This window comes from Microbacterium sp. JZ31 (assembly GCF_016805985.1).
GTDB lineage: Bacteria > Actinomycetota > Actinomycetes > Actinomycetales > Microbacteriaceae > Microbacterium.
In genome coordinates this window covers 1,895,521-1,907,735 of the sequence record NZ_CP017661.1, presented here as the reverse complement: position 1 = coordinate 1,907,735, position 12,215 = coordinate 1,895,521, and the positions used below count along the sequence as shown (strand labels likewise).

13 protein-coding genes and 1 riboswitch are annotated in these 12,215 nt (G+C 73.5%); of the genes, 4 read left to right on the top strand and 9 right to left on the bottom strand.

Going from position 1 to position 12,215, the window contains the following annotated elements; genetic code table 11:
* The 7 genes from BJP60_RS09175 to pnuC all read right to left on the bottom strand — a co-directional run bounded on the left by BJP60_RS09175 (position 1) and on the right by pnuC (position 7,845).
* On the bottom strand, positions 1-1,335 hold the full coding sequence (locus tag BJP60_RS09175) for a CoF synthetase (RefSeq protein WP_203135483.1): 1,335 nt from the start codon (positions 1,333-1,335) through the stop codon (positions 1-3).
* 1 nt (position 1,336) lies between these two features.
* Complete coding sequence (locus tag BJP60_RS09170) at positions 1,337-1,996, bottom strand: phosphohydrolase (RefSeq protein WP_203135482.1); 660 nt, start codon at positions 1,994-1,996, stop codon at positions 1,337-1,339.
* A complete protein-coding gene (locus BJP60_RS09165; protein WP_203135481.1) occupies positions 1,993-3,924 on the bottom strand; it encodes a VWA domain-containing protein in 1,932 nt (643 codons plus the stop codon). Before BJP60_RS09165 ends, BJP60_RS09170 begins: the two co-directional genes overlap by 4 nt.
* Complete coding sequence (locus BJP60_RS09160) at positions 3,921-4,490, bottom strand: potassium transporter Kef (protein WP_203135480.1); 570 nt, start codon at positions 4,488-4,490, stop codon at positions 3,921-3,923. The genes BJP60_RS09165 and BJP60_RS09160 overlap by 4 nt, the downstream gene beginning before the upstream one ends.
* A gap of 85 nt (positions 4,491-4,575) precedes the next feature.
* The gene (locus BJP60_RS09155) at positions 4,576-6,162 is read right to left on the bottom strand and encodes an AAA family ATPase (RefSeq protein WP_203135479.1); all 1,587 of its coding nucleotides are present in this window, start codon (positions 6,160-6,162) and stop codon (positions 4,576-4,578) included.
* The gene (locus BJP60_RS09150; protein WP_203135478.1) at positions 6,159-7,217 is read right to left on the bottom strand and encodes an AAA family ATPase; all 1,059 of its coding nucleotides are present in this window, start codon (positions 7,215-7,217) and stop codon (positions 6,159-6,161) included. The genes BJP60_RS09155 and BJP60_RS09150 overlap by 4 nt, the downstream gene beginning before the upstream one ends.
* Positions 7,210-7,845 carry a nicotinamide riboside transporter PnuC gene (gene pnuC / locus BJP60_RS09145; RefSeq protein WP_203135477.1) on the bottom strand — a complete coding sequence of 212 codons (636 nt, stop codon included), beginning with the start codon at positions 7,843-7,845 and terminating at the stop codon, positions 7,210-7,212. Before pnuC ends, BJP60_RS09150 begins: the two co-directional genes overlap by 8 nt.
* A gap of 92 nt (positions 7,846-7,937) precedes the next feature.
* On the opposite strand from pnuC, the gene murI reads away from it, so the two are divergent.
* From murI to rdgB, 3 genes are read left to right on the top strand one after another with little or no spacing between them, the layout of a single operon-like run.
* Entirely contained in the window at positions 7,938-8,771 is an 834-nt protein-coding gene (gene murI, locus BJP60_RS09140) for a glutamate racemase (RefSeq protein ID WP_203135476.1), read from the top strand.
* Between the two features lie 25 nt (positions 8,772-8,796).
* Entirely contained in the window at positions 8,797-9,540 is a 744-nt protein-coding gene (gene rph / locus BJP60_RS09135) for a ribonuclease PH (RefSeq protein ID WP_203135475.1), read from the top strand.
* A 2-nt stretch (positions 9,541-9,542) separates the two neighbouring features.
* Positions 9,543-10,136: an RdgB/HAM1 family non-canonical purine NTP pyrophosphatase gene (gene rdgB / locus BJP60_RS09130; RefSeq protein ID WP_203135474.1), complete on the top strand. Its 594-nt coding sequence runs from the start codon at positions 9,543-9,545 to the stop codon at positions 10,134-10,136.
* A 78-nt stretch (positions 10,137-10,214) separates the two neighbouring features.
* On the opposite strand, the gene BJP60_RS09125 is transcribed toward rdgB, so the two are convergent.
* Together BJP60_RS09125 and BJP60_RS09120 are read right to left on the bottom strand one after the other, a co-directional pair.
* The gene (locus tag BJP60_RS09125) at positions 10,215-10,757 is read right to left on the bottom strand and encodes a DUF4190 domain-containing protein (RefSeq protein ID WP_257793741.1); all 543 of its coding nucleotides are present in this window, start codon (positions 10,755-10,757) and stop codon (positions 10,215-10,217) included.
* A 284-nt stretch (positions 10,758-11,041) separates the two neighbouring features.
* Positions 11,042-11,668 (bottom strand): LysE family transporter, encoded by a 627-nt coding sequence (locus BJP60_RS09120; RefSeq protein ID WP_203135472.1) that lies wholly within the window; start codon positions 11,666-11,668, stop codon positions 11,042-11,044.
* 61 nt (positions 11,669-11,729) lie between these two features.
* A riboswitch (guanidine-III (ykkC-III) riboswitch) is annotated at positions 11,730-11,794 on the top strand.
* Between the two features lie 9 nt (positions 11,795-11,803).
* Here BJP60_RS09120 and BJP60_RS09115 point away from each other — a divergent pair.
* Positions 11,804-12,130 (top strand): DMT family transporter, encoded by a 327-nt coding sequence (locus tag BJP60_RS09115; RefSeq protein WP_203135471.1) that lies wholly within the window; start codon positions 11,804-11,806, stop codon positions 12,128-12,130.
* Positions 12,131-12,215 lie beyond the last annotated feature (85 nt).

Below are 12,215 nucleotides of genomic sequence, written 5' to 3'. Positions count from 1 at the left end.
TCACGCCTCGGAGCGGAACCGCCGGGGCTTGCCCTCCCCGAGATCCGCGAGCGCCGCCACCCGCGCGACCTCGACCGGCACGTCGAGCAGCACGCCGAGCGCCCGTCGCACCTGATTCCCGTCGCCGCCCGCGATCCGGACGGCGACGGACCCGTCGGCGGACTGCACGACCGCCCAGCCCCGGCACCCGGCCGCCTGCAGCTGCTGGGTGAGATCGACGCTCGGCACGCGCGCGCCGTCGCCCCTGCGGAAGGTGACGCGCGCGCGCCCCTCGAGCCCGGCCAGCGCCATCCTGCCGCCGGGCGTGCGCACGGCGCAAGCCGTGTCTCCCGTGCGGTAGCGCACGAGCGGCAGGAAGCGGTTCTCGCCGGCGGTCACGACGATCTCGCCCCGCTCGCCGTCGGCACAGGCGGATCCGTCGGGGCGCAGCACCTCGACGTGCACGCGGCGGTCGAGCACGACGTGCGGGCCGCCGTCGACGCTCACGGCGATGGGCCGCGTCTCGTGCAGGCCGTAGACGTCGAGCACCGGGCAGCCGAACGCCGCCTCCAGCGCGGCGCGCAGGGGAAGCGTGAGCGCCATGGCGCTCGAGACGATCGCGAGCGGGCGCAGCCGCGTCGCGTACTCGGCGCGCAGGAGCGCGTCGAGCGCGGTCGGATCGCCGCTCAGCACCTGCGGATCGACACCGGCGAGGAGATCCGGATCCGTCTCCGCCAGGTTGAGCCGCGCCATCGCCGACTCCCCGAAGCCCGGCAGCACCGACGCGTACGTGAAGGCCTGGCGCTGGTTCACGAGATACGCGAGGCCCAGCCGGTCGGGCGCGGGGCGCCAGTCGACGCCGAGGCCGCGCACGAGCCCGACGAGGTGGTGGAACCAGCGGGCGAGCTCATCCGGATCGTCGGGCATCACGAGCGCGGCGCCGGTCGAACCGGAGGACGTGCCGTGCAGCATCTGATCCAGGTCGGCGTCGCGCGGCACGAACGCGGAGACATCGCGCACGAGGTCGTCGCGGGTGAGGAACGGGAAGTCCTCGAGGCGCTCGGGCGCGGCGTCGCGGTAGTGCGGCAGCACGCGGGCGCGCGCGAGGTGCTCCTGGAGCCAGTCCGGCCGGGGAGAGGACGCGCCGGTCTCGACCGCGCGGCGCTGGCGCTCGGGGGAGAGGCGGTGCCCGGTCGCGTGCACCCAGCGCGGGGCGAGCGGGTGCCACACGAGGGCGCCGAGCCGGGCGCGGCCCTGCGGGCTCAGGCCGGGCCACCGCTCGGCGTCCGTCAGCGCGACGCTGCCGAGGGGTGCGTACTCATCGAGCGCGACGGGATCATCCGGTGGGCGCTGCATGTCACTCCGGGCTGTATCGGGCTGCGGCCTCGCGGGCGCGCGCCTCCTCGAGCCTGCGCTGCACCTCGCGGCGGTGCTTCTCGTCGGCGAGCGCGCGGCTCAGCGTCGCGTCCCGCTGCACGGAGTCGAGCAGATCGAAGCGCGTGCGGGCGTCGATGAGGGATTCCCCCGCGGGCAGCATGCCGGCCCACAGCAGCAGGAGCCGGACGGCCTCCTCGCGCCGCTCGGCGTCGGACACCCACGCCGCGGGGTCGCGGATGCCCGCCAGTCGCAGCGCGAGCGCCTGCAGCGCGCGGCCGGCGTGATCTGTGCGCAGCGGTGCCGACAGCGGCCCCACGAGATCGGGCGAGGCGAACAGCCACATCGCGAGCAGCGCACCGGTGCGGGCGCGGTCGCCGTGGCCGGCGATGGCGCGGGCGGCGGCGACCGCGGTCGCCCCGCCGTCCGGCGCGCCCTCGAACACGTCGCGCGCGACGGCCGCCACGTCGGCCGGGGGTACGCCCGGCTGGGGCAGGAACGCCCGGGGCGCCGCGGACAGCCGCGCGGCCACCTCCTCGACGGACGGGCCGGGCACGAGTCCCGCGTGAGCCGACCAGATCGCCTCCTCGTCGTGCTCCAGCGCCGCCCAGGCCGCGAGCCCGCTCTGCGCGATGCCGGTCATGCGGCCGCCCCCGCCTGCATGATCCGGCGCGCCAGCCGCGCGCACACCGCGGGGGCGTCCGTCATCGTCTCGACCTCCATGACCTCGTATCCCGTGTCGCCCGCGCCGTAGCCCTGCTTCCGCGACCAGGCGTCGGGCACCACCACGAGCGTGCCGCTCTCGACCAGCGGCAGGACGCGCGGCGCCACGTCGGCGTACTGGTCCTGCCACGCGCCGAAGAAGCTCGCCACGCCGCTGTCGCTCAGCACCACGAGCTGCCGGCGCTCGCCGCGGCGGACGACCGACCGGTCCGACAGATAGCGCGACGCGAGCAGGTCGAGCGGGAACACCGTGCCACCGCCGAAGAACGTGCACAGCGTGCTCGTGATCTGCAGGCGGTCCCGCGTGAACTTCTCGAACGAGGCGACCTGGCCCGGGCTCGAGAAGGAGGACACGCGCACGCGCCCGCCGCCGCGCAGCACCGACTGGACGAGGATCATCCCCGCGAGCACCGCGGGCGATCCGCGGTCCGGATGCGGCATGGAACCGGACGAGTCGACGTACAGATCGAGCGTGACGGGCCGCTGCTCGCGCACGGGATCGTCCGGCAGCAGGTCGCGCCGCCGGGTCGTCACGCCCGGGATCACGGCGGCGCCGCGCGCCAGCGTGCCCGGCCAGTCGAGGTCGGCGAGGTCGTCGCCGACCTCCCAGGTCTCGAGGGCGCCGAGCAGGTCGCTGCGGGCGGGCACCGAGCGCGGCGCGCGCAGCGGCGCGACGAAGGGCGCCGCCTCGCTCTGGTACCAGGCGGCCAGCACCGCGGCCCGCTCGGACGCCGAGAACAGTGCGAGCGTCCGGGCGAGGCCGAAGCCCTGACCCGCCCGGCGCTCGGCGTCCGGCGTCTCGGGCACGGAACCGGCATCCGCGAGCGTCAGCGACGGGTGCAGCGGCGTCTCGCGCAGGCGACCGTCGGACAGGACCCGCTCGAGCTCCTCCGCCGTCGCGGCCGCGCCCTGGTCCTCGGCGCATCCGCCGGTCCCGCCCGCGCCGCCGGCGACCGCGCCCTCCATGCCCGCGGCGTGCAGGGCGGACACGTACGGGCCGAGGATCATGCCGAACGACAGTGCGCCGGAGATCGGGTCGGCGCCGAACACCCGCACGGTGTCGGCCAGGAAGCGCGCGTCCAGCTCGGGGTCCAGGGACAGAGCCGGATGCACCTGAGCCTCCGCCCGCTCGCGATTGATCTCCGCGGCCCGCCGGCGCCGCTCGGCGTCCGCGTAGTCGCCGCGATACCGGCTGCCGAAGCCCCGTGGGAGCTGGATGTCGGCGGGGTCGACCTCGCCGAGGTTCCGCGCCTGCTCGGCCGCCGCCGCTGCCTCGTCGCGCAGGCGGTGCGGGGCGGCCGCGACGCAGAGCGAGCCGGCGGGCAGCGCCCAGAGCATCTCGTACGCGCGCATGACCACCCACCAGGCGGGGTCGGTCTCCGCGCCCGCATCGCCGTGCGCGATGACCGGGGCGGACAGGACGCGCCACATCCGGATCATCTCCGGCTCGCGATCCGGATCGTCGGCGCGCTGAGCCTGCGCGACCCGCACGTTGATGAGCATGTCCGACCAGATGTTCGCGTACCGCGGCGCCTGAGCCGCCGTGTCGACGCCGCCCAGCGGATCGCTCGCCGCCAGCGCGCGGGCCATCTGGTAGCGGATCTTCAGCGAGTCGATCCGGGTGCTCGGGGCGAGCGCGTGGTGTCCCAGCTCGTGCGCGAACACGCTCTCGAGGAAGGCCGCGCAGCCGACGCGGTCGAGCGCGATCGGGTCGTAGGAGATCTCGGCCGGGAACCCGAACCAGGCGAAGGAGGCCTCGTGCGCGTCGGGCTTCGGAACAGGGGCATGCATGCGGACGCCCCACAGGGCCTGCGCCGCCTCCCAGGCCGCTTCGGCGGCGACCGTCATCGCGACCGCCGGATCGTGGCGAGGTGCGTGCCGCCCGGGGCCTCGAGCTCGGCCCAGCCGGGATCGTCCGACGCCGACCGGTGCTCGTCCAGCGCGGTGAGCCGATGGCCGAACACGTCGGCCTCGACCGCGATGCGCGCGTCGCCGACGCGCACGCTCCAGGCACCGGCCGCGATCTGCCGCGGGTCCGCAGGCGGGAGGTCCCACGGGCCGCCCAGACCCCGGAACCCGCCCACCCGCGCGACCACCGACCGCGAGGTCGCTCCGGGCCACCAGAAGCGATCCTGCCGCTGGCCCGTCACCGTGAAGGCAAGGTCGTCCGGCCGCAGGCGCAGGGCGGCCGCGCACGCGGCGGCGAGCGGCCCCGTCGCCGCCGCCAGACGCGTCAGTGCGTCGTCCCGCAGGCCGAGGACGCCCGCGCGCCAGCCCGCCACCGCCGCGAGCGTGACGACCGCGGCGGGGCCGAGGTCGGGCACCGCGGCCACGCCGCGCGCCACGGCGTCGGCGAAGCGCGCGGCATCCCCGCCCCACGCGACGACCCGCGCGCTCGCCGCCTCCAGATCCACCCCGGACCCGATCGGGAGCGACCCGGTCGGCGGGTGGTCCGCATCGATGGCGTGGCCCGGTCGCGCGATCACCGCCCGCGTCCCGTCATCGTGCCTCCAGCCAGCGCAGGTAGTTCGTGTACCGCTGGTGCAGGTACTTCAGCGCGACGAGCTCGTCGAAGTCGCGGCCGTAGAGCTTCCTGGTCGCCGCGATCTGCGCGATCCGCGCCTCCACCGCCGTGACGCGCTGCGAGACGGCGAGGGCGTCCAGGCCGTCGACGCCGTCGCCGAACTGCTCGAGCAGCACGGCGGTCGCATCGGGACGGTCGCCGCCGAGGCGGCGGTGCTCGGCGCACGCCGCGTCGAACAGGTCGAGCAGCCAGCTGGCGTGATCCGTCGCGAGCTCGCGGTCGCTGCCCGCGTCGAACCGCGGATGCTGCAGGTTGGGCCGCAGCTTGCCGCGCAGCGCGAACGGCACCATGGCGCGCACGTCCTCGCGCGAGACGGCCTTCTGCCCGCGGAACCAGGCGCATGCCTTCGCGTACAGGATCAGCGTCTGCAGGGCGCGCGGGGAGACCGACCCGAGCGTCTGCGCGCCGGGGTCGACCTGCAGATCCGCGCCGCTGTTCGCCCCGATGACCTCGGCGACGTCGCCGCCCGACGTGGCGACGACGTCCTTCGTGCGGTACTCGAACATGCGCCCGCCGTGCTGGGCGAACTCGAACTGCGACACGAAGAACTCGATCTCGCGACGCAGGGCCGGCGGCAGGGGAGTGGCGCGGATCGCCGCGCGCATCCGGATCCGGTCGTCGGGGGTGAAGACGAGCTCGGCGGGGACGTGGTCCTCGGGGCGCTCGCCGGCCTCCACGCGCGTGACGAGCTCGTCGAAGAAGCGGCTGTTGAAGCCCAGCGACTGCACCGTCACGTCCATGCGGTCCTTGAGCGCCTGGATCACGGGGAAGGTGCCGCCGCCCGCGTCGTCGTTGGCCGTGAAGTACCAGCTGTCGATGCCGCCGGGAGGCGTGGTGCGGTGCATCTGGTCGTGGCTCTCGACGTAGCCCTCGGCCACCATCGTCAGCAGCGCCGACTGCGTCTTGGTGGGGATCCGGTTGTACTCGTCCACGATCTTCACGGGTGCGTCGAGCCAGCGGCGCCACGCGATCCGGATGCCGTCGAGCGACTCGGCGTTCACGAGGTCGCGCGGCAGCGGCATGCCGACCAGATCGCTGATCGTCATCTGCGGCTGCCCCTGCTGCACGTCGCGGCGCACGTCGGCCGGGGACTGACCGGCGAGCACGCCCATCAGCACGGCCAGCGTGGTTTTGCCGCGGCCCGGCCCGCCGATCAGCAGGCAGCGCCCGCCGACCGCAAAGGTCAGCAGCGGCAGCAGCGCGTTGGAGGAGTACGACTGCTCGGCGGGCAGCACGAGCTGCGCGTTCGCGTCGCCGAGCGGGAAGCGGGTGGCGCGCTCGAGCCCGAACTCCACGTCGTAGTAGGGCGAGATCACCGCGCGGTTCACGAGCCAGAAGTACGCGCGGCGGAGCTTCTCGTCCAGCGCGGTCTGCACCGGCGGCGCCGCGGCGAACAGGTCGTCCGCCGTGTACCTCGCGTCCGCATCCGGGGCGACCGGACGTGTGGGGGACTGCGACGTGCGGTTCCAGCGCTCGGGGTCCCGGTAGGTCGCGCGAATCATGTCCTGCTCTTCCTCTCCTGCGCCACGCGGTGGCCGAGCTCCTCCAGCGACGGTCCGATCGCGAGCGCGTCGGCCATGCGCTCCCGGGTGAAGGTGGCCGCCTGCGCGACCCGCTCCTCCACCGTGCCGCGCACCTCGATCCACGGCACGGGCTGATCGCGCAGCACCGCGCGGAAGCGATCCTGCATGTCGTGGCGGATGTGCTCGCCGTCGCGCATGCCGTCCTGCACGAACGGGATCTCGTCGCCCGTGAGGATGTACGCGCGCGGCGCGTGGGCCCGTGCCCGCCGCCACATCCGCTCGGGGGCGGGGCCGACGTACCGCTCGTGCCACAGCACGGTCGCGAGCGCGTCGGTGTCGCACACGAGGACGGGGGAGGGGATCCGCCGCGCGGCGTCCGCCTCGAGCGCGATCTGGCGATCCAGGATCAGGTCGAACTCGTCCGACCGCCAGGGCGTCTCGAGCCCGCCGTCCCGGATGGCGGAGTGGGTGCGGCCGTACTCGGGCACCCAGTCCGTGCCGAGGGCGTCCGCCAGCGCCGAGGCCAGCGTCGTCGTGCCCGTCGACTCGGCCCCCACGAGCACGATGCGCTGCACGAACCACGCCCGCACCGGCGCGGGCAGTTCGTGCCAGTGACCGGCCACGTCGGCGCGGATCGCGGTGCCGGAGACGGGGACGTCCGCTCGCCCGGCGTCTACCCGGCGCCAGCGCGCACCCAGGCGGCGGGCGAGCTCCTCGCCGTACGGGTCGGAGGTGTAGACCACGTCGACGGGCGCGTCCAGCAGCTGCTCGATGACCACCATGTGCGCGTCCCAGGCGGACGGCGAGTCGAAGTCGACGGGCGCGTCGTCCATCGCGGACACGACGCGCGCGGTCGGATGCTCCTGCCGGATCCAATCCGCCCGCACGTCGAGCGGGATCGTCTCCACCGTCGCGCCCAGCACCTGCACCGTGACCGCGTCGCACTCGCGCAGCGCCGCGCGGATCAGTGCCTGATGGCCGGAGTGGAACGGATAGAACTTGCCCATCACCAGGCCGTGCCGCGCCTCACGCATACGCGGGCTCCGGCTTCGCGGCCGCGCTCGCCGCATCGCGCTCGGCGCGACGCCACGACACGAGCCCCGCGACGCACATCGCGATGAAGCCGAGGTAGAGCACCGCGAACAGCCACAGCCCGGTGGCGGCGTAGATCGCGACGTATGCGACGTCGACCGCGATCCAGACGTACCAGGTCTGGATCCAGCGCCGGTTGAGCATGAACTGCGCGATCAGGCTCCCGGCGACCACCGCGGCGTCCGGCAGCGGCATGCTGGACGGCGTGTACGACGAGAGCAGCCAGGTGAGCAGCGCCGTGAGGGCGACGCCGCCGGCCGCGAGCGGCAGGATCGCGCGGCGCGGCGTGCGGCGCACGAACGCCTCGTCGCGCGCGGCGCCCGCCTGACGCTCCGCGGCACGGGCGCGGACCCACGCCCACCAGCCGAGCAGCGACAGCACGATGAACACCACCTGCAGCCCCGCCGTGGCGAACAGCGCCGCCTGGAACGTGACGACGAGGAACAGCGCCGAATTGGCGATCCCGATCGGGAAGTTCCACACGCTCCGCCGCCACGAGAGGAACACGCAGGCGGCCCCCGTCGCGAACCCGGCGATGTCGATCCAGTGCTGGGCCAGCCATTCCCCCATACGGGCGAGCCTAGCGACGCCGCGGGGTGCCGCCGCGCGGCGGTCGCGCTGGTCGCGGCTCGACACGGGCGGCGCGGGTACGCTGGAGCATCATGAACGACGCGCCGATCGGGATCTTCGACTCCGGAGTCGGCGGCCTCACCGTGGCACGCGCGATCGGCGACCAGCTGCCGCGCGAGTCGCTGCTCTACATCGGCGACACGGCGCACTCGCCCTACGGCCCCAAACCCATCGCCGACGTGCGGCGCTACTCGCTCGAGGTGCTCGACACGCTCGTCGACCAGGGCGTGAAGATGCTCGTGATCGCGTGCAACACGGCCTCGGCCGCGATGCTGCGCGACGCGCGCGAGCGCTACTCGGTGCCGGTCGTCGAGGTGATCGGGCCCGCGGTGCGCACCGCCATGTCGACGACGAGGAACGGCCGGATCGGCGTGATCGGCACGGTCGGGACGATCGGCTCGGGCGCCTATCAGGACATGCTCGAGGTCAATCCCGGCATCCGGGTCTCCACGGCCGCGTGCCCGCGCTTCGTGGAGTTCGTCGAGAACGGCGACACCGACTCGCCCGAGGTCCTCGCCGCGGCGGAGGAGTACCTCGCCCCGCTGCGTCACGCCGGCGTCGACACGCTCGTGCTGGGCTGCACGCACTACCCGTTCCTCAAGGGCGCGATCAGCTACGTCATGGGCCCGGATGTCTCGCTGGTCTCGAGCGACTCCGAGACCGCCAAGGACGTCTACCGCCAGCTCGTGAGCCGCGACCTGCTCGCCGGCCCCGATGCGACGCCGCGTCACGAGTACGAGGCGACCGGCGCGCAGACCGCCGACTTCATCGCGCTCGCGAACCGCCTGCTCGGCCGCGAGGTGCGCGACGTGCGCCTCGTCCGCACGGGCGCCATCGACCTGACCGCGCTCGACGCGCGATCCTGATCCGCACCACTCCCGAGGAGACCCGATGACCACTCGCGCCGACGGCCGCACGCCCGACCAGCTGCGCCCCATCACGATCGAGCGGGGCTGGAGCAGCCAGGCCGAGGGATCGGCGCTGATCAGCTTCGGCGGCACGAAGGTGCTGTGCACCGCGTCGTTCACGCACGGCGTGCCGCGCTGGCTGACCGGCAAGGGCAAGGGCTGGGTCACGGCCGAGTATGCGATGCTGCCGCGCGCGACGAACGAGCGCAACGACCGTGAGAGCGTCAAGGGCCGGATCGGCGGCCGCACACACGAGATATCGCGCCTGATCGGCCGCGCGCTGCGCGCCGTGATCGACACCAAGGCGCTCGGCGAGAACACCATCGTGATCGACTGCGACGTGCTGCAGGCGGACGGCGGCACGCGCACCGCGGCCATCACCGGCGCGTACGTCGCGCTCGCCGACGCGATCGAGTGGGGCCGCGAGAAGAAGTTCATCGGGCAGAAGGCGCACGTGCTGCGCGACTCGGTGGCCGCCGTGTCGGTGGGCATCATCGACGGCGTCCCGATGCTGGACCTGCCGTACGTGGAGGACGTGCGCGCCGAGACCGACATGAACGTCGTCGTCACGGGCAGCGGCAAGTTCGTCGAGGTGCAGGGCACCGCCGAGGGCGCGCCGTTCGACAAGGCCGAGCTCGACGCGCTGCTCGAGCTCGCCCTGGCCGGCGCGGACGAGCTGCGCGTGCACCAGGCCGCGGCGCTCGACGAGCCGGCCGCGGGGGCCTGAGCGTGGCGCAGATCGTCCTCGCGACGCACAACGCGCACAAGGTCTCCGAGTTCCAGTCGATCGTCGCGCGCGTCCGCCCCGACCTCGAGGTCGTGTCGTACGACGGCCCCGGGCCGGTCGAGGACGGCACGACGTTCGCGGCGAACGCGCTGATCAAGGCGCGTGCGGCCGCCGCCCACACCGGCCTGCCCGCGCTCGCGGACGACTCGGGCATCTGCGTGGACGTGCTCGGCGGATCGCCCGGCGTGTTCTCGGCGTACTGGGCCGGTCATGCGAAGGACGACCGCGCGAACCTCGCGCTGCTGCTGGATCAGCTGTCTGACATTCGCGATCCGTACCGCGGCGCGCACTACAACTCGACGATCGCGCTCGTGACCCCGTCCGGGGCCGAGCACACGGTGGAGGGGCTCTGGCCCGGTCGCCTCGCGGAGACGCCGCGCGGCGAGGCCGGGTTCGGCTACGACCCGGTGTTCATCCCCGCGGATCAGGATGGCGCCGAGCGAACGGTGGCGCAGTGGACCGCGGGGGAGAAGAACGCGGTCTCGCACCGAGCCCGCGCCTTCGTTGCGCTCGAGCCGCTGCTCGCGACGCTCTGAGCGACGCTCCGACGCTTCCACGACGAAGAGAACGCCCCGGCCGGACGGCCGGGGCGTTCTCGTTCTCCTGCAAGTGGGTCACATGCAGGCGAGCGCATCCTCCTGGAGCGCCGTGGCGAAGTCCGTGGACAGCTGCTGCTGCTCCTCGGCCGTGAGCGAAGCCGGGTCGTTCATGAAGTCCACGATCTGGCCGTAGGTCTCCTGGTTGTCGCCCGGCGCGGCCGCGAGCGCCTCGAGCGCGGCCATCGCGTCGGCGCTGCCGGCGGTGAGGTCCGACTGGTCGATGCTCGAGAGCCCCGTGACGGCGGCGCACAGCTCCGCGCTGGGAGCCGCCCCGTCTTCCGTGCCGGCGGCGCCGTCTTCCTCGGGGGCGGTGGCCGGCTCGCTGACGGAGCTCTGTGGCTGCTCCGACAGGGATTCGGCCGCGGAGGCGGCGGCCAGGAAGGCGACCACGAGCAGGATGATCGCGATGATGCCGGCGAGCATGTTCAGCGAGCCGACCACGATGCCGCCGATCGCCAGGCCGCGGCCGCGCTCGCCGCTCTTCTTGATCTGCCGCAGCGCGATCGCTCCCGCGATGACGCCGAGCAGGCCGATGAAGAAGCCGCCCACCAGCGCGATGATCGACAGCGTGTTCGTGCGCTCGCTGGGCGGCGGTCCGGGGTTGTAGCCCGGGCCCGATGCGGCGTAGGGCGCGTCAGGCGGCGTGAGCGCCTGCGCCCGCGGGGAGGAGGGGTTCTCTGCGAACTGGTCACGCGGGGGACCCCGCCGGGGAAGCCGGACTGGCCGCCGTCACTCATGTGTGCTCCGATTCTGGAAGTCGTCCGTCAAGGCTCCCACACCCGCGTGGCGCGCCGGGAGCGGAGCGGTCCGTCGGAAGCGCGCGGAAGCCGGACCGGATGTTCTCAGTGCACGGCGGCGAGCAGCACGCCGACGCCGACGAACAGCGACCCGAACACCCGCCCCAGCACCTTCTGGCCCCGCTCGCTGCGCGTGAGGCGGGCGATCGCCCGCGCGGCGGTGGCGAAGACGAACCACATCACGAGGATGTCGATCAGCACGACCGTGGCCGCGAGCACCGAGTACTGGGTCAGGACGGGCTGATCCGGGCGGATGAACTGCGGCACGAACGCGAGGAAGAACACGATCGCCTTGGGGTTCGTGAGGTTCACGAGCAGTCCGCGACGCAGCATCGACCAGCCGCTCTCGCGCACGAGCACCGGCCCGCCCTGCTCGGCCGCGGGCTCCGGCTTGGCGAGGAACTGCCGCACGCCGAGGTAGATCAGGTAGGCCGCGCCGACGTAGCGGATGATCTCGAACAGGATCGGCGAGCTCGTCACGAGCACGCCCAGACCGGCCGCGACGATCACGATGTGCAGGACGAGCGCCACCTGCTGGCCGAGGATGCCCCATAGCGATCGGCGCCAGCCTGCGACGATCGCGTTCGACATGGTGTTGACCGCGCCCGCACCGGGAGTGAGGGAGATGACGACTCCGGCGCCCACGAGGGCCAGCCAGAGCGAGAGGGTCACGCGCCGATTCTACGGCGGGGCTCTGCACCGGGCCTGCACAGGCACGCGTGAGAGGATCAGGCCAGAGCCCGTCAGGCGGCTCCCGGACGATGGTCAAGTACCCGGCGCGCGACAAGACTTGCCAGGAGTCGCGTCATGTCGTGGATCGTCCTCATCCTGTCCGGCGTGCTGGAGGCCGTCTGGGCCACCGCGCTCGGCAAGTCGGAAGGCTTCAGCAAGCCCGTGCCGTCGATCGTCTTCGGAGTCGGCATCGTCGCCAGCATGATCGGCCTCGCGTGGGCCATGCGCGACATCCCCACCGCGACGGCCTACGCCGTCTGGGTCGGCGTCGGCGCGGCCCTCACGGTCGTCTACGCGATGATCACCGGCGACGAGTCCGTGTCGTGGGCGAAGATCCTGCTCATCGTGGGCCTCGTCGGCTGCATCGTGGGTCTGAAGCTGGTCGGCGACGCCGAGCACTGACACTTCGATCCCGGCCGCGGCGCCGAGCATGAGAATCGGACTCATTCCCGAGTTCGCGAACGGCGCCGGATCAGGCCTTTCCCCG

What these genes read in the sequence shown, in the direction of transcription:
- BJP60_RS09150 (WP_203135478.1), bottom strand. Translation starts at nt 7,217, where the DNA reads ATGCGTGAGGCGCGGCACGGCCTGGTGATGGGCAAGTTCTATCCGTTC.
- BJP60_RS09170 (WP_203135482.1), bottom strand. Translation starts at nt 1,996, where the DNA reads ATGACCGGCATCGCGCAGAGCGGGCTCGCGGCCTGGGCGGCGCTGGAG.
- BJP60_RS09165 (WP_203135481.1), bottom strand. Translation starts at nt 3,924, where the DNA reads ATGACGGTCGCCGCCGAAGCGGCCTGGGAGGCGGCGCAGGCCCTGTGG.
- BJP60_RS09115 (WP_203135471.1), top strand. Translation starts at nt 11,804, where the DNA reads ATGTCGTGGATCGTCCTCATCCTGTCCGGCGTGCTGGAGGCCGTCTGG.
- murI (WP_203135476.1), top strand. Translation starts at nt 7,938, where the DNA reads ATGAACGACGCGCCGATCGGGATCTTCGACTCCGGAGTCGGCGGCCTC.
- BJP60_RS09175 (WP_203135483.1), bottom strand. Translation starts at nt 1,335, where the DNA reads ATGCAGCGCCCACCGGATGATCCCGTCGCGCTCGATGAGTACGCACCC.
- rph (WP_203135475.1), top strand. Translation starts at nt 8,797, where the DNA reads ATGACCACTCGCGCCGACGGCCGCACGCCCGACCAGCTGCGCCCCATC.
- BJP60_RS09155 (WP_203135479.1), bottom strand. Translation starts at nt 6,162, where the DNA reads ATGATTCGCGCGACCTACCGGGACCCCGAGCGCTGGAACCGCACGTCG.
- pnuC (WP_203135477.1), bottom strand. Translation starts at nt 7,845, where the DNA reads ATGGGGGAATGGCTGGCCCAGCACTGGATCGACATCGCCGGGTTCGCG.